Below are 18,415 nucleotides of genomic sequence, written 5' to 3' on the forward strand. Positions count from 1 at the left end.
GTCCTTGGATGTTCCGGATTTCTGGCTCATCTTCGCTCCTTGGTGCCTGCGATGATCCAGAAATCCTCCGTTACGAAAACCTCAAATCTGTCCCACAGGCGCTGACGTCAGACAACACGGGATGTGACACCTAGGCTCTTGACCCTGCTAAGCCCTTGTGGATCTTCGCTTACCCACCTTGGCACATCGATGCCGTTGGGGGAGCGGTCATATCATTAAAGTCGGTTCAAACACTCAGGCAATTGGGATAGGATAAACGCCATGCTAAGACGCATTCTATTGACAATCCTCACGGGCACTATACTCGCCAACTGTACGTCCTCTCCGCACGGGAGAAACACTGCGGGGCCCGTGTCAAACGGCCAAACCCAGACGCAGCGGCAACTGGTGGTTGAGGTGTCCTACTTTGAGCGGCTGCTGGTTCCCGCCGGCTCGCAGCTGATCATTCAGGTTGCGGGTGGACCCAAGGTAGCGCAGCCGATCAAAACCAGCCTGCCATACCGCGTTCAAACCATTCTACCGCCCGACATTCAGTTCCCAGCCACAGTGACGGTGCGTATCGAAAGCGCCCTTGGACATATTTTGATCGGTCAGGGGCGACTGATCGGCTGGCCTCAAGAAAGCTTGAAAATCATCGCAAAGACCAGCACAGTAGAGTGAAGGGAAGGATTGATTATGAAGATCTCTTGTTTTAAAGTATGTTCTGTAGTTGTCTTGATAGCCGCATTTTCCACACCCGCCTTATCCTGCATCGACGGCTTCATGACAGGGTTGTCCGACTACACGGGGGGCGACCGGAGTGGAAAAAAAACATTCCGTGTAGAGGAGTTTCTTGTAATTTGTGTCACACCCAAACAATCGGGCTATATGGCGATATATGATTCCCCAGCGCAGGGGGATTTCGAACAGCTCTACCCGAATGTCATGACGCATGACCAAGGAGAGACCTTTTCTCGTGTCAGCGGTGGAGAAACCTACTGTTTTGGCACCAGCGACAGCTTCCCCATGTATCACCCAAGCTCAGAAGGTTTGGGGCGGGGTAAGGTCTCCGTTGTACTGACAGCGTCGCAAGACCAGCAACTGCCGGCAGAGGATTTTGAGATTCCCGGGCAGCGTGTTCGGTCTGGCGTGATGAACCGGTACCTTTCGATTCACTCGGAGAGTCAGGGTAAGTGCACCGATCGCGAAGTGAAGTATTTGTACTATGACGTCATACAATGAAGGATCAGGCTGCATGAAAAAGTCAAATTGGGTGACTGGTGCTACTCTGGGCCTTCTCACCTTTGTTTTGGCGGGTGCCGCGGCGGCCGCGTCGACCATCGAATGCATAGCTCCGAAGTCGCAGGAACCGCAACTACGGATCATCAACGGCCAAGCAGCCAAGCCCGGCAACTGGCCGTTTATTGTCGGACTGGGTGGCAAGGGGTCGACGCAGGCGTTCTGCGGTGGGTCCCTGATTGCGTCGCAATGGGTGCTGACCGCGGCCCATTGCTACACAGGTCCGGGGTTTGAAGACCAAGTTGTGGTGCGAAGCATCGCCCGGGGCGGGCAGCTTGGCTCACAGGCCATGCCGATCGAGCGGGCGATCCGGCATCCCGACTATGGCACCCGGGCGGACAAAGCCGATTCCGAGCTCCAGGCCATCGTCAACGACGTCATGTTGCTCAAGTTGAAAAGCCCGGCGCCGATCTCGAACAGCAACCTCGCGCTTTTGCCATCACGCCGCGTGGAGCAAACCCTTGCCAAGCTGTCGAGCTGCGCCGAAGTAGCGGGTTGGGGTGTCACCCGCGAAGGTAGGCCCGATGGGGCAAAGCGCCTCAATCGGGTGAACGTAAAATTTCTCGAAAGCGTCCTGTGTAGGCGGGCCTACGGCAGCGGCATTTCCGGCCAGCATATCTGCGCGGGCTATGAGCAAGGCGGGCTGGACAGTTGTCAAGGTGACAGTGGTGGGCCGCTGATTATCCGCGACGGACCGAATGGTTTCTTGCAGATCGGTGTCGTCAGTTTTGGCAAGGGCTGCGCCCGCGCGGGTTTTCCCGGTGTCTATGCCAGGGTCTCGCATTTTCGGGACTGGATCTTCGAAACAGTCGAGAGCAACTGATGATTACGTCTGTTTTGGCAAGACGCGCGCTTGCATCAATGGCCTTCGCGCTTGCCACAGTTAGCGCCGAGCCGGTCGAGGCCGCCTGCGACGGGCCCTATCAGTTCAATGTAAAGGAGCTTGACGCAGAACTGTACCGGCGCCTTTTTTTGTCGCTGCAAAGTGAACTGGAGCGATTCTTCAACATCGAATTCTCGGCCTTCTGTCTGGATGAGGAGGAAATGGGTGCCTATTACGATGTGCAAACCAACGAAGTCACCATCGGCATCGAATTCTTTATCGAACAAGCCAGCCCCCCGGGAAATATCAACGGCGCCATTGCTATTCTGGCGCATGAGGCCGCACATAGCTTCCAGACCCGCCACGGTCTTTTGGACATGCTCAAGGAGCAAAACCCCCATCGGGTGAAATGCATCGAACTGCACGCCGACTTTCTGGCAGGCGGTTTCATGGGGTGGAGGTCTCAATCCTTTGACATATCAGAGAAAAATATCGCCAAGATCTTCTTTAATCTGGGTGACGGCGACAGTTTGAACGATCGACACCACCACGGATTGGGTGCTGAACGATACCTGTCTTTTTTGCAGGGGTTCAGAACGCAAAACGTTGATGAAATAACCCTTTCAAGCTTGGGGATAGCGTATGTCAGCCAAACGAATTGTGATTCATAAGATATGTATCCTTGCACTGTTGTGGATGTTCGTGCTGACTGAGAAGGCGGCGGCCCAGCAGATGCGTATCAATAATGGGTGCCCGTCGCTGGGCACCTCCAATGTGGGTCAATATACCATCGAACAGCTCAACAAGCTTTGCCACGATGAGGCCCAATCGGGCGGGCAGGTGAAACCAGCCGAAAATGGCGCGGCCCTGACCTGTGGCCAGCACCGTTTCATGGCGATGAAAGCCCGCATCGACGTCAGCTATTCCGAAGGCGTGGCCAGCCAGCAGGTGGTCGACAAATATTGTACCAACAAGCCGGACTCCGCCCTACCCGATCAATCCTATGAAGGGGGGGACAAGATCACCGGAACCGTGCGCTTTGAGCGCGGCTACGACACCCGCTGGAGCGGCCGCAAAGCGAGTATCTGCCAGCGTTACTACAGCGGGCGCGCATATATCGAAAACGGTCGGATCGAATTCAACTCGGGAGGACACACATGGCGCGGAACAATTTCCCAAAGTTCATATATCTCTATTACCCGAAACGGCGTGACGCCTCGCCCCAAAAACCACACGGTGATTTCTGGCCCTATGTTCGACGCTGAGCTGTATAATGGTTATTGTGGCGCTGGCTTCTTCCGTCTGGTCGCAGACTGAAACTGAAAGGAATATCATGCCTCAGTTCACTTCACCTGTCTGCGTTTTGCCGCGCATGATTGTGTCGGCCACTGTGCTGTTGCTGGCCGCCTGCGTTGCTCTTCCGATCACCACTACGGGGGTGCGGGCGGACTGTCTCGCGCCTGCCAAAAGTGACGATCAGGATGTGCGCCGAAACGCCGATCTGCTCGGCCAGGACAGCGGTCTGTGTCTGTCACGCGAGACTTTTTCAGAGAATGGCCGTGACTGGGATCTAACGATCATTCGTAACAAGGTGCATGACCGCGGACCACTGATCTATTTGGTGCATGACAATGAACAATCTGCCTTTGATACAGCGCTGTATTCGGTGCGTCGATATGGTGGCAGCCTTGTTGCCGTCGAGTCCGGCGAAAAACGATCCCACGCGGGCCAGGACCCCAACCGAAACTTCGCGATCAATGCCAGTGATGCCGCGACCTGCCGCGATATGGTGACCAAGCCCGCGCCCGAATTCACCGAGATCATGCGCGCGCTCAATCCAGACAGGCAGTCCTTTTTTCTGACCTTGCACAACAACGATGACGGGTATTCCGGCGGTGGCGGTCTGGGCACGATCAATGTCGAACGTCCCAGCTCGATCATGCAAGGGATGCCTGCCCCACAAAGCGCCAGCGACACCGACGATGCGCTTTTGATCGCTGGCATCGAGCCATTTGGCGCCAACAAGCATGCGCGCGCGGTCACGGATCATATGCACGAGGCAGGCTATCACGTGATCTACGAACTCGTGAAATCGTCTAACAACGACTGCTCGTTCTCCAACTTTGTGGTGCTGAACAATCTGGGGGATTACTACAATATCGAGACTCAGCACGGGCATACAGCGCAGCAAAAGCAGATTCTGGATCATCTGATGGCTTATCTGCGCTTTCGCCCCCAAAATCAGGAAGTGAAGTGATCTGTAAAAAACGCGCTTTGGCCGTTAGCATTGGACTTCTTGTTACGACTACGGGGGTAGGGGCGGAGCGACCGTGTCTGACCAATGCCCCCTGTCCGGCATTTTCCGACTGGCTGATAGATTTGGGCCAACAGCTGCGTGCTGAAGGGCTAGCGCAGGCCACCATCGATCGTGCTCTTGCCGGGTTGTCACTGAACGAACAGGTTGTCGAACTGGAAAACAGGCAGCCTGATTTCATTCGGACTCTGGGTGATTATCTGGACCGGGCAGTCACGTCCGAGCGCATTCGGCTGGGGCGAAAAAAGCTGTCGGACTACGCAGATCTGCTGCAAGAGATCGAAACTCGCTATGGCGTCCCACCGCAGGTTATCGTTGCGATCTGGGGCGTGGAAACTTCTTATGGGGGTTACCGTGGGCGCAGCGACATTGTGCGGGCACTGGCTTCGCTGGCCTATGCCGGCCGCCGCAGCGCGTTTTTCCAAACGGAGTTGATCGCTGCACTTCGCCTGTTGGAAACCGAAGGCTTTTCGCGCAAAGCGCTGAGGGGTAGCTGGGCCGGAGCGCTGGGGCATACCCAGTTCATGCCCAGTTCCTACCTCAAATTTGCCGTTGACTTCGACACAGACGGTCAGCGCAACCTGATGGCCGATAATCCCGCAGACGCACTTGGTTCGGCTGGAGCCTATCTGGCCGCACATGGGTGGAGCGCATATCAGGACTGGGCGCTCGAAGTCCGCTTGCCCGATGGTTTCGACTACCGTTTGGCCCACCCTGACATCCGCAAGACCCCAAAGGCTTGGGCTGCTTTGGGAGTGGTTCCGATGCATGGTCGGCCCCAATCGCCTAGCCCGGCCTCGATCTATCTGCCGGTTGGGGCCGAGGGACCTGCGCTGCTTCGCTTCGGCAACTTCGAGGCATTGAAGGCTTATAATGTGACCCCCGCTTATATCCTTTCGGTTGGACTCTTGGCCGATGCTCTGGTCGGTCGTCCAAAGCTGGCAACGCCTTGGCCCACGCAGCGATTGCTATCATTGCCGGAACGACAAGAAATGCAGACCGGCCTGGCCCAGGCGGGCCTGTTCCCGGGGGAGGTTACCGGTAAAATGACACCGAATTTCATTACCGCGGTTCAGAACTATCAAGAAATGCGGGGTATGATCCCGGATGGTTTTCCCTCCGAGTCCTTGCTGAAGGATATCCAGCTTCACGCCAATTGACTGACGGCGGTCTGGTTTACTCGTCCTGCACCTGTATATTTATTTCGACCGGCTCTGAGGGTCGCTCGGACAGGTCTAGGCTTCCTGCCAGAGTATGTCCGTCTAAAGAGGTCAGGATCACATCCAAAATCGCCGGAAAGGCGAAGTCTTCAGGAACTGGCAGGCGCACATCATAGGGCGGCCCGTTTTGCGTGACGAGGCTATGCGTCACGGCGGCATCGGCGGCCGTCAGCTTCAGGCTCATGGTCGATCCCGCGGGGACAAGCAGTCGCTCCAGAAAATTGACTTGTAGGTCAAAGCCGACAACATTCTCGGTTTGCAAATCAAGGGTCAGGGTCTTTTCTGCTTCGTGCACGGCCTCCTGTGCCCCAGGGTCTCCCGTCTGCGCAGCGGGATATTCGGGCATGGGGTCCGCTTCCGGCGCGTCATAGTCTGTTCCGACCATGTCACTGACCACGGGCGTCAGCTCTACCCGGCGGTTAACTCCAGAACCTGGACTGGAGACGTCAAACAACCGTGTTTCGCCGAAGCTACGGACCTTGAAGGACATCTCGGTTTCCAGTTGAGTTTGCAGATAGGCTGCAACCGATTGCGCCCGAGCCAGCCCCAGTGCCTGATTGGCCTCCTCAGAGCCGACACTGTCTGTATGTCCGTCGATAAGAAAGGTCGAAGCAAGCAAGTCGGCTTCGCTTTGGATGACCTGCGCTACTCGCGCCAGCAGAATGACCGACTCTTCGGTCAGCTCAGCGCTGCCGAACTCGAACACGACCGCAAATTTTGCGGATGGCACGCCGTCTGACATCTCGACAACATTGAGCGCGCGGCCAAGGGTCGCCTGTTGGCTGCCCATCATGGCGCAGCGGATTTCGTCACGTGACGCAGCGACGCCCAAAAGATTTGACAAGGATGGGCAGTCGCTTTGGGCAAAAGCAGCCTGCCCGCACAGCGCCCATGTCAGTAGAAGTATGGGGCGCATCGACGGCTTTAGGTTCAACAGCGGTGGAGCCAAAGCCATTTATTTCTCAATTCTGTATTCTATGGTTGCGGACTGGACGGACAGCTCGGCCAACACATCTTCTAGCGTTTCAGTTGCCGTGGCAACAGGCACGATGGCTCTGGGAAAGTTTTGTCCTTTTTCGAACAAGCTTTCGATGGCCGTCTCGAATTGCTCCGTTCTGCCGCTTATAGCGATGAATTTCACGATTTCATCACCAGGGCCGCCAGTGACCTGAAACGAGTATTTTGCGCCACTGGCCGGGACCTGCAACTTATTTTCCGTTTGCTCTGCAGTCTTGTCGAACTTGTTAGGAAATATTACCCGCAGCACACCTTCATGATCCAAGTTCAAAATGAACAGCGATTTGCCCGCTACACCTTCGACTGTAAAGGACACTTTGTCACCCAAGTGCACCAAAATGGGGTCTTTGCGATTGTTAATTGTCGCCTTTAAGGCACTGTCTTCCAAGGACAGGGCAAGCGTTCGAAACTTGTCCAGCCCCATATCTGCGCAAGCGATGGATGCTGCACCGATAAAAAAAGCTGAAAGAGCTGATATTCCTTTGCAACTTAACATTTTTATTCTCCTGAAAGGACGTGGCGGAATCCTTTTCATTAAATCGCCACACCGTAACTCTGAAATCTTAATGAGACCAAGTGCCAAGCATAGTGTGCGACAGCCAACCTTGACATGCAAGATGTTTCGAAAGGCCCCATTCGATGGCTCTCCGGTCTGGATCGGGCGTCAATACAACCACTCTAGTGCGGCAGGCAACCTAACGTCAACAAGCGTCCAGCGGGCTACGAATCAAAAAAAGCTGTCTCGTGAACTCCTCGGGAGGGGGCATTAACCTTAAGAGCATAGAGGATCGGCATTGCTCAGATATCGCACGCGTTCTTAACAGAAAGCGCCTTGTCAGCCATTCTGTCTAAAAAGTTCGATATTGCGATCCATCGCGGTGCCCCACCGCCCCAACACAATGTCATTCAGCCTGCTAGGCTCAGGACTCATGGCCAGTAGATGACCGTAGCGGCGAGGGCGATTGCTGACGGGAAGACTGGTGGGCTTCGGTCGTAGCGCGTGGCGACGCGTCGCCAGTCCTTGAGCCTGCCGAACATGATTTCGATCCTGTCGCGTCGTTTGTCGCGGCGCTTGTCATGCTTCACCGGTGTCTTCCGCTGCTTCCGGCCGGGGATTCGGGCGTGTATCCCTTTGTCTTTCAACGTTTCTCGGAACCAGTCGGCGTCGTAGCCGCAATCCCCAAGCAGCCGGTCGACATCGGGCAGACTGTTGCAAGGCGCTCGCGCACCGATGTCGTCGCTGACCTGTCCTGCCGTTTCGAACAGATAGAGAGGCCGTCCCTGTCTGTCGCAGATGGCATGCAATTTCGTGTTCATGCCGCCCTTGGTCCGTCCGGTCAGGCGACCGCGCCCTCCTTTTTGACGCCCAGACTGGACGTCGTGCGGTGGGCCTTCAGGTGGGCCGAGTCGATCATCACGGTCTTTTTCTTGCCGTGCCCGGCAGCTAGCCCCGCCATCATCTTCGCGAAGATGCCTTGTTCGTGGCTTCTCTCGAACCGGTGGCGTTCGGCCACTCACCTACAGCGCTTCCAACGGTTGTAGAGCGTCTTGTGGGGGCCGTATGCCGCAGGCGAATCACGCCGTCGCAACACGTTGCGATTGATGAAGATCATTCCGCTGAGGACACGCCGGTCATCGACGCGCGCCTTGCCGTGGGGTTTCGAAAAGTAGGGTTCCAGATGCGCCATCTGCGCGTCGCTCAGCCAGAAACGAACAGACATGTCATCGCTTTGTTATCGCGCGGTGAATCATGCGCTTCAACCGAAATCAATGGGTCCTGACCCTACACCCGCGAAACCTCGCTTTTTGTATTCCAACGACGCGCGCATCAAGGGGCTCTTTGTGGAGTGGTTCCAGATTTCCGGACAGCTTGACGGCTGATCTAAGGTGTGTCTGGTTTCGTTTTCATGCCGCCAATTTCTGATCTCGACCGGCACAGTATGCCTCCCTGGGTGTTCGCCGCTCAAGGGCTGTGTGAGGCCGCTCAGTGTTGTAGAAGGCCATCCAGTCGCGGATGACACGGTTTGCCTTGAAGCCGTCGGTCAACTCTTCGAGATAGATCGCCTCCTGCTTCAATGAGCGCCACAGCCGCTCGATGAAGATGTTGTCCATGCAGCGGCTGCGTCCATCCATTGAGATCCGCACGCCCGCCTCGGTCAGCGTGGTGATCCATGCCGAGCCGGTGAACTGCGAGCCCTGGTCGGTATTCATGATCGCGGGTGGGCCGAACCGGGCAATCGCCTCCTTCAGCGCCTCGACGCAGAAGTCGGCATGCATCGTGTTCGACAGCCGCCAGCTCAGCACCTTGCGCATCGCCCAGTCCATGATCGCCCCGAGGTAGAGGAAGCCGCGCTTTACGGGCACGAAGGGGATGTCGGCGCACCAGACCTGGTTGGGGCGGTCGATCACCATGCCTCTCAGGAGATACGGATAGACCGGGTGCTGCGGGTGTGGCTGGCTGGTCCTCGGGCGCTTGTAGATCGCCTCAAGGCCCATCTTGGCCATCAACCTGCGCGCGCGGTGACGTCCGGCGATGATCCCCTCAAGGCGCAGGTAGGCCGCGATCTGGCGGGACCCGAAGAACGGATATCGGGTGAACACGCGGTCGATGGCCTTCATCAACTGCAGCGTCGCCGCATCGATCCCAACCGGCGCTTAGTAGAATGCGGATCGGTTCAGTTGCACCAGCCGACATTGCTGCTTAGCTCGGGATGGTCCCGGCGGATCATCGTCTTCTTCTTTGCCGGGCTCATTTCTTGAGCCCTCGAGACAAAAAACGTTCTCGACAGCCAGCCTCCCGATCTTGGCATGAAGCTCCTTCACCTCCGCCTCGGTCGGGCCATCCGCCTTGCCGCCTCGGGCGAACACGTCGGCCATGCCGTCTACCGCCTGCCGCTTCCACGTGCTCACCTGGTTCGGAAGCACCTGGTGATTCGCCGCGATCTCCTGCACCGTGCGGTCGCCCCGCAGCCCCTCAAGCGCAACCTAAGCCTTGAACCGGTCCGTCAACTTCCGGCGTTTCGCCATCTCGTATCCCTCCAACACGTTCGGGATACACCTTAGCTCGCTGTCCAGTTTCCCGGGACCACTTCATTGCGCCCGGTCAGTCAAGCAGCCTGGCGAACTCACGCCATTCGCCCTTGGACATGCCCGAATTCTCTTGCGTGACTTCTTCGCCCTTGAGCATGCGGCGCAGGCAGTCCAGCGCGGTGGCGCTGAGGGTGGCGCCGCCCATGCGGTAATCCTCGAAGGCGCGATAGGCGAAGGGCACCCAGTCGGCGACGATGCGACAGATCTCCTCGGCGTAAACCCGAATTTCATACTGGGCATGGTCATCTGCCCGCAGGCGCAGGAAATGCAGGAGGTTGTGAAGGTCGGTTTTCCAGTACCACTGGGTATAGACATTGGCGGGCAGGTTCATCCGGGCCAGTTCCCGGGCAAGCCCCTGTTGCCCCTCGGTCGAGATCATCTCTTCGTAATGGTCATAGGCGCGCATGCTGTCCTCGGTCAGCCAGCGCAGCACGCGGGCGGCCTCGTCGCCCGCCAGCGCCGCGCCGCGGCCCTGGTTGTTGACCTGCGACTGCGCGGCCAGCGCGTCCGGCGCGGGGATGTAGAACTCGCGGTCGAGAATCGAGTAGCGGGCCGAGTACTCGTTCACGTTGGCGGTGCGGTGCCGGATCCATTGCCGCGCGACGAAGACGGGCAGCTTCACATGCAGCTTGATCTCGCACATCTCGAACGGGGTGGAGTGCCAGTGCCGCATCAGGTAGCGGATCAGCCCCTCGTCATTCGAGACCGACTTGGTGCCGCGCCCGTAGGACACGCGCGCCGCCTGGCAGATCGCCGCGTCATCGCCCATGTAGTCGACGACGCGGACGAATCCGTGGTCGAGTACGGGGTACGCTGTGTAGAGATGTGCCTCCATGCCCGGCGCGGTGGCGCGCAGGGTCGGCACGCTCTGGTTGCGCAGGGCCTCGATCTCGTCCTGCTGGTCGCGCGACAGGGGCATGGCGATTCCTTTCCCACTAGATGAGTCGGAGTGGACTATATCTGGGGGCTGGGGTGCGGGCCACCGCAATGGACGGTGGGACGGATTTGCCTCAGTTTTGCCTTGGAAAAGCCTGATGCAATTGACTTTTAGCGGACCCGCCCGCAGGCTGTGGACAAAATAACAGGCAAGACCTGAGGCAGCAGCATGTATCGTATTCTTATGGCGCTCGCATTTGCGGGCGCAGTGGGCGCTTGCGCCACGTCGGGCGGGGACAACAATGACACCCCCGTGGGCTCCGACCAGTTCGACGGCGTGGGCTCGGGGGCGCAGCCCTTGATCGACGAGCCGGAACCGGAATCCGAGACGCCCGATGCCGACCCCGATCCCGCCACAAGTCCCAACGTCTACGCGACCGAAGCGAATGGCGATCTCACCATGAACGACGTGGATTTCGATCCTGCGACGGGCGAGCTGGTGCTGAACAACATGCCCTTCGACGGCAGCGACAACCTCTACATGCGCGACGCCGGGACCTCGGCTGCGCTGAATACCGCGACGGGGACGGATTTCGACGTCTATCGCAACGTGGCCGGGCCCTCGAACTACTACGCGGTGTTCCGGCGTTCGCCCAACGGCTTTGCCCATGTGGCCGCCGCGGGTACCGACCGCTATGTCAGCTTCGGCTTTGGCGGGGCCGGGGCCGAGCGGCTCTCGGGCAGCGGCGCCCTGCCGCGCGCCAATGAGGAATATGTGTTCAACGGCGAATACGCTGCGGTGCGCACGATCATCGATCCCGATACCGGGTCGCGAGTGCAATACGTGGCCGGCACCTCGCGGATTCAGGTGGATATCGAAGATCTTGATGATACCGGCGCGGTCGAGGGCGTGATCGTCGACCGGCGCTTCTTCGACGCCAATGGCGTGCAGATCAACGCGCTGGACGATGTCGACTTCATCAGCCTCGCCACGTCGCAGATCAATTTCGACAACTGGACCATCGATTCCTCCTCTGCCAGCGTGATCCAGTCCAACGAGGTCAAGGCCACGGGGACCTGGGAAGGCCTGCTGGCCGGCCCGAACGGCGAGGAGGTCGCCGGCATCGTGGTGGTCGAAGGCACCGGCCCGGTGGGGATCGACCCGGCCACCGGCGATCTGATCGAGGTCTCGGTCCGGGAATCCGGCACCTTCGTCGGGACGCGGTAAGCGCCGCGATGCGCATGTTCCGCCGCAGCGCGGCGCGGCTGGCGCTGATCGCCGCGCTGGCCGCGCCCCCGCCCGCCGCCGCCACCGGCGAGGAGACGCGGCTGAGCCTGTCCGAGGCGCGCGGCGCGGCCGCCCGCCTGCTGCACGAGGGGCGCGCCGCCTCGGCGCTGGTGCTGGCCGATGGCGTGCTGCTGGGCGACCCGGATGACGTGCAGGGCCTGCTGCTGCGCTCGCGCGCGCTGCGCGACATGGGCCGCCCGGACGACGCGCTGGAGGCCGCGCAGGCGGCCTGGCAGCAGGCCGGGACGGGGCGCGACCGGTTCTTTACCGCGATGGTGCTGGCACAGGCGCAGGCCTCGGGCGGCAACAAGGCCGTGGCGCAATACTGGCTGCGCCGTGCCGCGCAGATCGCGCCGGATGACCGCTTGCGTGCCGTGGCGGTGCGCGACTTCCGCCACGTGCGGCGGATCACGCCCTGGCGTCTGTCGGTGGACCTGACCTTCCAGCCCTCCGACAACATCAACGGCGCGCCCAAGACCAACACCTTCACCTTTGCCGGGTTGCCCTTCGTCAACCCCACCGCCGTCCCGGTCTCGGGGCTGCGCTACGGGGCCGACGTGGATTACGTCTACCGGGTCGGGCTCGACAAGTCCTCGCGCCTGAATCTCGGTGTCGGGCTCGAGGTCGAGCGGGTGCGGCTGTCTTCCTCGGCCAAGCGCAAGCTGCCGGGATTGCGCGCCTCGGATTTTCGCGAGGATGCGCTGAGCCTGTCGCTGGGCTATGAGCGGCGCGGTGGCGAGGGGCGCTGGCTGGGCGCGGCCGAGCTGTCGGTGACGCGCCGCTGGGTGGCCGGGGAGTTGCTCTCCGATGCGCTGCGGCTGCAGCTGTCGCATGACCGCGTGCTGGCCCCGCGCTGGGAGATGGGCGCGCGCCTCGCCGGCGAGCGCGACCATCGCCACGATCTGGCCGCGCGCTCCTCCACCAGCACCGAGCTGGGCTTCGACCTGACGCATCGCTTCGATCATGGGGCGCTGCGGCTGGACCTGATGGGGGCCGAGACCCGGTCCGACAGCCGCTCGATCGCGCGCGACACCCGCCGCGTGGCGCTGGCCTATGCGTTGGCCCGGCCGGTCAAGGGGATGCTGCCGCGCGTTGTGGCCAGCTACGAAGAGGTGGATTTCGACCTCGCCCCGGCCAGTTTCTGGACCGAGCCGCGGCGCGACCGCGAATACGGCCTGGCGCTGGACGTGCTGCTGCCCGGGCTCGACTATTACGGCTTTGCCCCGGAAATCGGCGTGTCCTGGAGCGACCGGCGCTCGAATTACAGCCTGTACGAGACCGAGGGCACGGATCTGCGGCTGGGGCTGCGCTCGGTCTTCTGAGCGGGTTTCGGGGTTTTCTTCCCGGCCGGAAAGCCCAAGTATAGCGTCGGCAAAGCGGGCCCGTCCGGGCGCGCGCAGACAGACATGACAGACATGACAGGAGAGACCGATGGGCATCACCTATCTGCACACGATGGTCCGGGTGAAGGATCTCGACAAATCCATCGAATTCTACAAGCTTCTGGGGCTGGTGGAGCGCCGCCGCATCGACAACGAGAAGGGCCGCTTCACGCTGGTCTTCCTCTGCCCGCCGGACCAGGCGGATGGCCATGCGGATGTCGAGCTGACCTACAACTGGGACGGCGATGACGCGTTGCCCTCGGATTCGCGCCATTTCGGGCACCTCGCCTACACGGTTCCGGACATCTACGAGATGTGCGCCAAGCTGCAGGAGGCCGGCGTCACCATCAACCGTCCGCCGCGCGACGGGCACATGGCCTTCGTCCGCTCGCCCGACAACATCTCGGTCGAGCTGCTGCAGCAGGGTGACGCGCTGCCGCCGCAGGAACCCTGGGCCAGCATGGAGAACACGGGGCATTGGTGACCCGGGCGCTGCTGGCGCTGTGTCTCGCGCTCGCGCCGGTCGCGGGCGCGGCGCAGTGCCGGCTGGCGCTTCTTCTGGCGCTTGACGTCTCCTCCTCGGTCGATGCGCGCGAATACGCGTTGCAGCGAGACGGGGTGGCGTCGGCGCTGGTCTCCGACAGTGTGCAGGGGGCGATCCTGCAGGGCGGCGGCGCGGTCGCGCTGGGGATCTACGAATGGTCCGGGCGGCGCCAGTCGGTTGTGCTGCAGGACTGGGTCACGCTGCGCAGCGCCGCGGACATCGCCGCCGTGGCCGAGCGGCTGCGCGGGGCTTCGCGGTCGTTCCGGCGCTTTCCCACCGCGCTGGGATATGCGCTGGGGTTCGGGGCCACGATGATGCAGCGGGCCCCCGAATGCGACCGGCAGGTGATCGACGTGTCGGGTGACGGCATCACCAATGACGGGTTCTGGCCGCAGCTGGCCTATCGTCACTTCCCCTTCGAGCGGATCACGGTGAACGGGCTGGCGGTGCTGGGCGCCGACCCTGCTGTGGTCGATCATTTCGAGTTCGAGGTTCTGCACGGGCCCGGCGCCTTTCTCGAGACCGCCGAAGGTTACGAGGGCTATGCCCGGGCCATGGAGCGCAAGCTTTATCGCGAGATCCAGGATCGCGTGGTCGGGCAGGGGCTGCCCCGGCCGGAGACGCCGGGATGAAGGCGCTGGCCCTGGTCGCTGCGCTGATGGCCGGATCGGCGGAGGCGGCGTGCCGGCAGGCGCTGGCGCTGGGGCTGGATGTCTCGGGCTCGGTCGATGCACGCGAATACCGGTTGCAGATGGACGGGCTGGCCGCGGCGCTGACGCATCCGGAGGTGCGCGCGGCCTTCCTCGCGCTGCCGGAGACGCCCGTGGCGCTGGCCGTCTTCGAATGGAGCGGGCCGGGTCACCATCGGGTGGTGCTGGACTGGACCGATGTCACCGGGCCCGACAGCCTGGCGCAGATCGCCGGGCATCTGCGCGGCGTGGCGCGGGTGGAGGCCGAGGCCTCGACCGCGATCGGTACGGCGAAGCGCTTCGGCGCGGCCCTGCTGGCGCGGCGACCCGGCTGCTGGCGCGACGTGCTGGACCTGTCGGGCGACGGCATGTCCAATACCGGGCCGCGGCCCCGTGACGTCCGGGCGCCCGGGATCACCGTGAACGGGCTGGTGATCGGCACGGGCGGCGCGGACGGCATCGGGGCGCTGGCCAATTACTACCGCGACAAGGTCATCTCGGGGCCCGATGCCTTTGTCGAGACCGCGCTTGGCTTCGCCGATTTCGAGGCGGCCATGGTGCGCAAGCTCAAGCGCGAATTGCAGGTGCAGGTCGTCTCGCAGGTCACGGGCACAGCGGCCGCTCAGTAGATGTAGCGGATCTGGTCGGTCCAGTAGCGTTCGACGCGGCGCAGCGCGCTGGTGATCTCGTCGATGCCGTCGAGGCTGAGTACACCCTTGCCCTGCAACCCCTCGGCATGGCGGGCAAAGAGCCCCGCGACGATGTTGCGGATCTCGCGCCCGCTTTGCGTCAGCCGCACCCGGACCGAGCGGCGGTCGATCTCGCAGCGCTGGTGGTGCATGTAGCCCATCTCGACCAGCTTCTTGAGATTGTAGCTGACATTGCTGCCCTGGTAGTAGCCGCGGGACTTCAGCTCGCCGGCGGTGACCTCGTTTTCGCCGATATTGAACAGCAGCAGCGCCTGCACCGCGTTCACGTCGATGATGCCCAGCCGCTCGAACTCGTCCTTGATGACGTCGAGCAGCAGGCGGTGCAGCCGTTCGACCAGGCTCAGCGCTTCGAGGTAGCTCGCCATGAAGCCCTGCTGGGAGCCCTTGTCCATGGACGAATGAATGCTCATTTCACATGATCTCCGCCTGTGTTGTTTCAGCGGAGATTTCAGGAAAAACCCCAATATCCGGTTAAACCGCGACGAAGTCCGGAAAAATTGCGCATGTATCGCGGGCAATGGTTAATGCCCGCCAAAGGCGGTGGGGCTCAGCCGCGCCCTGCCACCTGCGCGATCTCGGCCACCAGCGGCGCATGGGCCTGCGGCGCCGTGCGCTGCCCCGAGATCCACTGGTAGAGATCCTGGTCGCTTTCGGACAGCAGCGCCTCGTAGGCGTCCAGCCCGGCGGCGTCCAGCGCGTCCAGCCGCGCCTCGGAATAGCGCATCAGCAGGATGTCCATCTCCTTGGTGCCGCGCCGCATCGAGCGCATGCGCAGCCGCTTGAGCCGTGTCTCGCGGTCCTCGCCCGTCCCCATCGCGCTCATCCCTCCTGTTTCAGAAGCGCCCGCAGGCGCTTTTCCAGCCGGCCGATCTTTTCCGCGCGGCCGCGCAGCTGGGCCCGCATGGCGCGCAGCTCCATCAGGATCTCGTTGACGTCTTCCGAGATCGGCGTGTCGTCGGGGTCGGGCACGCCCTCGCCCTCGCCGGTGATCAGCCAGACCATCGACACGTTCAAGAGCCCCGCCAGCATGGAGAGCCGGTTGGCGCGGGGTTCGCTGTGATCGTCTTCCCAGCCCTGCAGCGTGGCCAGCTTGACGCCCAGCCGCTTGGCCAGCGCCTCCTGGCTCATCCCGGCGGCCTCGCGTGCGGCGGTCAGCCGGTCGCCGAACGTGGCCGCGTCGGGCCCGTACCAGTCGGTACCGTCTTCCATCTTCTTCCCCCTTCCGATCGGCTTGATCGGGTTTGGCGCGCACCCTATGACAGGGGGCGCATTTTGACAAATGGTGAGCCGGACATGCCCTTCCTTTCCCGCACGCTGGACCGCGTGAAGCCGTCCCCGACCGTGGCCGTGACGCAACTGGCGGGCGAGCTGAAGGCTGCCGGACAGGATGTGATCGGCCTTGGCGCCGGTGAGCCCGACTTTGACACGCCCGACAACATAAAGGCTGCCGCAATTGCGGCAATCGAGGCGGGGAAAACGAAATACACCGCGCTGGACGGGATCCCCGAGCTGAAGGCCGCGATCTGCGACAAGTTCCGCCGCGAGAACGGGCTGGACTATGCGCCCTCGCAGGTGATCGTCTCGACCGGGGGCAAGCAGGTGCTGTTCAACGCGCTTCTGGCCACGCTGAACCCTGGCGACGAGGTCATCATCCCCGCGCCCTACTGGGTCAGCTATCCCGACATGGTACAGATCGGCGGCGGCACCCCGGTCATCGTGCCGGGCACGGCCGAGACCGGCTACAAGATCACGCCCGAGGCGCTGGAGGCGGCGATCACGCCGGCCACCAAGTGGTTCATCTTCAACTCGCCCTCGAACCCCACGGGCGCGGGCTATTCCCGCGACGAGCTGCGCGCCCTGACCGACGTGCTGATGCGGCATGAGCATGTCTGGGTGATGACCGACGACATGTACGAACATCTTGTCTATGACGGCTTCACTTTCGCCACCCCGGCCGAGGTCGCGCCGGGGCTCTACGACCGCACGCTGACGGTGAACGGGGTCAGCAAGGCCTATGCCATGACCGGATGGCGCATCGGCTACGCGGCCGGCCCGGCCGAGGTGATCGGCGCCATGCGCAAGGTGCAGTCGCAATCCACCACGAACCCCTGCTCGATCAGCCAATGGGCCGCGGTGGAGGCGCTGACCGGCCCGCAGGACTTCCTTGCCACGCGGGCCGAGGCCTTCCGCGCGCGCCGCGACCTCGTGGTGGCGGGGCTGAACGCCTGTCCCGGCATCGACTGCGCCACGCCCGAGGGGGCGTTCTACGTCTACCCCTCGATCGCGGGCTGCATTGGACGCGTCTCGGCCGGGGGGGCGCGGATCGAGACGGACGAGGATTTCTGCACCGCGCTGCTGAAGGAAGAGGGCGTCGCCGTGGTCTTCGGCGCGGCCTTCGGCCTCTCGCCCAATTTCCGGGTCAGCTATGCCGTCTCGGACGCGGTCCTGGAAGAGGCCTGCGCCCGGATCCGCCGCTTCTGCGAAGGGCTGCACGATGGCGGGTGACCTGCCGGAGTATTATTTCCGCGTGCGCGACAACGGCGCCATGGTGTTCCGCGTCGATACCGAGAACCGCCAGCGCCGCATCGAGATGGACCCGATCGCGGTGGTCAATCTCAACCGAGACGAGATCAAGCCGCAGGGGGACCGGCAGCTGTCCGAGACGGATGTCGCCGAGATCCGCCGCTGGATGGCCGAACGCCGCGCGCTGCTGGCCATGCGCGACATCGACGACATCCACCGCGCGGTGGACTACCTCAACACCACGACGCAATGGATCCAGTCCAAGGCGACGGACGCGCAGCTGGAAGAGATCACCGACGCTCTGCTCCTGGCGATGCACGACCTGCGCTCGGTGCTGGTGCGCAAGAAGGCCGACCGGCTGATGAAACGCTGAGCGCTAGTCGCGGCCCAGATGCGCCCGGGCCCGGGCGCGCAGGTCCGCCACCAGCGTGCTGTTCGCGGCTTCCCACGCCTTGAACCCGGCATAGCCCTCGCGGATCTGCGCCGCCCGCGCCGGCGAGCCCTGCCGCGCATGGGGCTTCTCGACGAAATGCATCTTGAGCCGCTCGTAATTGGCCATGCAGCGGGTGACCTCATCCGCATCCAGCCCGCGCGTCGCGGCGGCCTGGTCGCAAAGATAGTAGAGACTGATGAGCGCGGTGAACTGGGACATGCCGCAGTC

At 61.9% G+C, this 18,415-nt stretch carries 21 protein-coding genes and 2 pseudogenes; 14 read left to right on the forward strand and 9 right to left on the reverse strand.

Annotated elements, in window-relative coordinates:
• The first annotated feature begins 396 nt into the window (after positions 1-396).
• Genes AVJ23_RS15875 through AVJ23_RS22300 form a run of 7 tightly spaced genes read left to right on the forward strand, consistent with a single transcriptional unit; the run spans position 397 to position 5,575 of the window.
• Positions 397-660 (forward strand): hypothetical protein, encoded by a 264-nt coding sequence (locus AVJ23_RS15875; protein WP_157772687.1) that lies wholly within the window; start codon positions 397-399, stop codon positions 658-660.
• A gap of 15 nt (positions 661-675) precedes the next feature.
• Positions 676-1,221: a hypothetical protein gene (locus tag AVJ23_RS22870; RefSeq protein WP_157772688.1), complete on the forward strand. Its 546-nt coding sequence runs from the start codon at positions 676-678 to the stop codon at positions 1,219-1,221.
• Between the two features lie 13 nt (positions 1,222-1,234).
• Complete coding sequence (locus tag AVJ23_RS15880) at positions 1,235-2,101, forward strand: S1 family serine peptidase (protein WP_058863202.1); 867 nt, start codon at positions 1,235-1,237, stop codon at positions 2,099-2,101.
• Positions 2,101-2,772: a hypothetical protein gene (locus tag AVJ23_RS15885; protein WP_157772689.1), complete on the forward strand. Its 672-nt coding sequence runs from the start codon at positions 2,101-2,103 to the stop codon at positions 2,770-2,772. Before AVJ23_RS15880 ends, AVJ23_RS15885 begins: the two co-directional genes overlap by 1 nt.
• A 25-nt stretch (positions 2,773-2,797) precedes the next feature.
• Positions 2,798-3,418, forward strand: a complete 621-nt coding sequence (locus AVJ23_RS15890) for a hypothetical protein (protein WP_058863204.1) — start codon at positions 2,798-2,800, stop codon at positions 3,416-3,418.
• Entirely contained in the window at positions 3,375-4,358 is a 984-nt protein-coding gene (locus AVJ23_RS22875; protein WP_169795949.1) for a hypothetical protein, read from the forward strand. The genes AVJ23_RS15890 and AVJ23_RS22875 overlap by 44 nt, the downstream gene beginning before the upstream one ends.
• Positions 4,355-5,575: a lytic murein transglycosylase gene (locus AVJ23_RS22300; protein WP_276203218.1), complete on the forward strand. Its 1,221-nt coding sequence runs from the start codon at positions 4,355-4,357 to the stop codon at positions 5,573-5,575. The genes AVJ23_RS22875 and AVJ23_RS22300 overlap by 4 nt, the downstream gene beginning before the upstream one ends.
• Positions 5,576-5,591: 16 nt before the next feature.
• On the opposite strand, the gene AVJ23_RS15900 is transcribed toward AVJ23_RS22300, so the two are convergent.
• The 5 genes and pseudogenes from AVJ23_RS15900 to thyX all read right to left on the reverse strand — a co-directional run bounded on the left by AVJ23_RS15900 (position 5,592) and on the right by thyX (position 10,661).
• Positions 5,592-6,590, reverse strand: a complete 999-nt coding sequence (locus AVJ23_RS15900; RefSeq protein ID WP_084794669.1) for an OmpA family protein — start codon at positions 6,588-6,590, stop codon at positions 5,592-5,594.
• The gene (locus AVJ23_RS15905; RefSeq protein ID WP_157772693.1) at positions 6,591-7,148 is read right to left on the reverse strand and encodes a DUF4384 domain-containing protein; all 558 of its coding nucleotides are present in this window, start codon (positions 7,146-7,148) and stop codon (positions 6,591-6,593) included. It lies immediately after the preceding gene.
• A gap of 431 nt (positions 7,149-7,579) precedes the next feature.
• A pseudogene (locus AVJ23_RS22305) lies at positions 7,580-8,373 on the reverse strand (IS5 family transposase).
• 184 nt (positions 8,374-8,557) lie between these two features.
• Positions 8,558-9,622, reverse strand: a pseudogene (locus tag AVJ23_RS15920) (IS3 family transposase).
• A 133-nt stretch (positions 9,623-9,755) separates the two neighbouring features.
• Entirely contained in the window at positions 9,756-10,661 is a 906-nt protein-coding gene (thyX, locus tag AVJ23_RS15930; RefSeq protein ID WP_058863209.1) for an FAD-dependent thymidylate synthase, read from the reverse strand.
• A 201-nt stretch (positions 10,662-10,862) separates the two neighbouring features.
• On the opposite strand from thyX, the gene AVJ23_RS15935 reads away from it, so the two are divergent.
• The 5 genes from AVJ23_RS15935 to AVJ23_RS15955 all read left to right on the forward strand — a co-directional run bounded on the left by AVJ23_RS15935 (position 10,863) and on the right by AVJ23_RS15955 (position 15,150).
• The gene (locus AVJ23_RS15935) at positions 10,863-11,846 is read left to right on the forward strand and encodes a hypothetical protein (RefSeq protein ID WP_058863210.1); all 984 of its coding nucleotides are present in this window, start codon (positions 10,863-10,865) and stop codon (positions 11,844-11,846) included.
• A gap of 14 nt (positions 11,847-11,860) precedes the next feature.
• Positions 11,861-13,228, forward strand: coding sequence for a surface lipoprotein assembly modifier (locus AVJ23_RS15940; RefSeq protein ID WP_157772694.1), 1,368 nt, complete (start codon positions 11,861-11,863; stop codon positions 13,226-13,228).
• A 109-nt stretch (positions 13,229-13,337) separates the two neighbouring features.
• A complete protein-coding gene (locus AVJ23_RS15945; RefSeq protein WP_058863212.1) occupies positions 13,338-13,772 on the forward strand; it encodes a VOC family protein in 435 nt (144 codons plus the stop codon).
• Entirely contained in the window at positions 13,769-14,464 is a 696-nt protein-coding gene (locus tag AVJ23_RS15950; protein WP_058863332.1) for a DUF1194 domain-containing protein, read from the forward strand. Before AVJ23_RS15945 ends, AVJ23_RS15950 begins: the two co-directional genes overlap by 4 nt.
• A complete protein-coding gene (locus AVJ23_RS15955) occupies positions 14,461-15,150 on the forward strand; it encodes a DUF1194 domain-containing protein (RefSeq protein WP_058863213.1) in 690 nt (229 codons plus the stop codon). Before AVJ23_RS15950 ends, AVJ23_RS15955 begins: the two co-directional genes overlap by 4 nt.
• Here the strand turns inward: AVJ23_RS15955 and AVJ23_RS15960 are convergent.
• The 3 genes from AVJ23_RS15960 to AVJ23_RS15970 form a co-directional block, all read right to left on the reverse strand.
• The gene (locus AVJ23_RS15960; protein WP_437176756.1) at positions 15,144-15,623 is read right to left on the reverse strand and encodes a MarR family winged helix-turn-helix transcriptional regulator; all 480 of its coding nucleotides are present in this window, start codon (positions 15,621-15,623) and stop codon (positions 15,144-15,146) included. The two genes, AVJ23_RS15955 and AVJ23_RS15960, sit on opposite strands and share 7 nt — an antisense overlap.
• A gap of 155 nt (positions 15,624-15,778) precedes the next feature.
• Positions 15,779-16,054 carry a succinate dehydrogenase assembly factor 2 gene (locus AVJ23_RS15965; RefSeq protein ID WP_084794675.1) on the reverse strand — a complete coding sequence of 92 codons (276 nt, stop codon included), beginning with the start codon at positions 16,052-16,054 and terminating at the stop codon, positions 15,779-15,781.
• The gene (locus AVJ23_RS15970; RefSeq protein WP_058863215.1) at positions 16,051-16,440 is read right to left on the reverse strand and encodes a helix-turn-helix domain-containing protein; all 390 of its coding nucleotides are present in this window, start codon (positions 16,438-16,440) and stop codon (positions 16,051-16,053) included. The genes AVJ23_RS15965 and AVJ23_RS15970 overlap by 4 nt, the downstream gene beginning before the upstream one ends.
• 84 nt (positions 16,441-16,524) lie before the next feature.
• Between AVJ23_RS15970 and AVJ23_RS15975 the strand changes: the two genes are divergently transcribed.
• Positions 16,525-17,736, forward strand: a complete 1,212-nt coding sequence (locus tag AVJ23_RS15975) for a pyridoxal phosphate-dependent aminotransferase (protein WP_058863216.1) — start codon at positions 16,525-16,527, stop codon at positions 17,734-17,736.
• The gene (locus AVJ23_RS15980; protein WP_058863217.1) at positions 17,726-18,127 is read left to right on the forward strand and encodes a hypothetical protein; all 402 of its coding nucleotides are present in this window, start codon (positions 17,726-17,728) and stop codon (positions 18,125-18,127) included. The genes AVJ23_RS15975 and AVJ23_RS15980 overlap by 11 nt, the downstream gene beginning before the upstream one ends.
• Before the next feature lie 3 nt (positions 18,128-18,130).
• Here the strand turns inward: AVJ23_RS15980 and AVJ23_RS15985 are convergent, their stop codons facing one another.
• Positions 18,131-18,406 carry a hypothetical protein gene (locus tag AVJ23_RS15985; RefSeq protein ID WP_058863218.1) on the reverse strand — a complete coding sequence of 92 codons (276 nt, stop codon included), beginning with the start codon at positions 18,404-18,406 and terminating at the stop codon, positions 18,131-18,133.
• Positions 18,407-18,415: the final 9 nt, after the last annotated feature.

Origin of the sequence: Pseudoponticoccus marisrubri (assembly GCF_001482405.1) — a bacterium.
GTDB lineage: Bacteria > Pseudomonadota > Alphaproteobacteria > Rhodobacterales > Rhodobacteraceae > Pseudoponticoccus > Pseudoponticoccus marisrubri.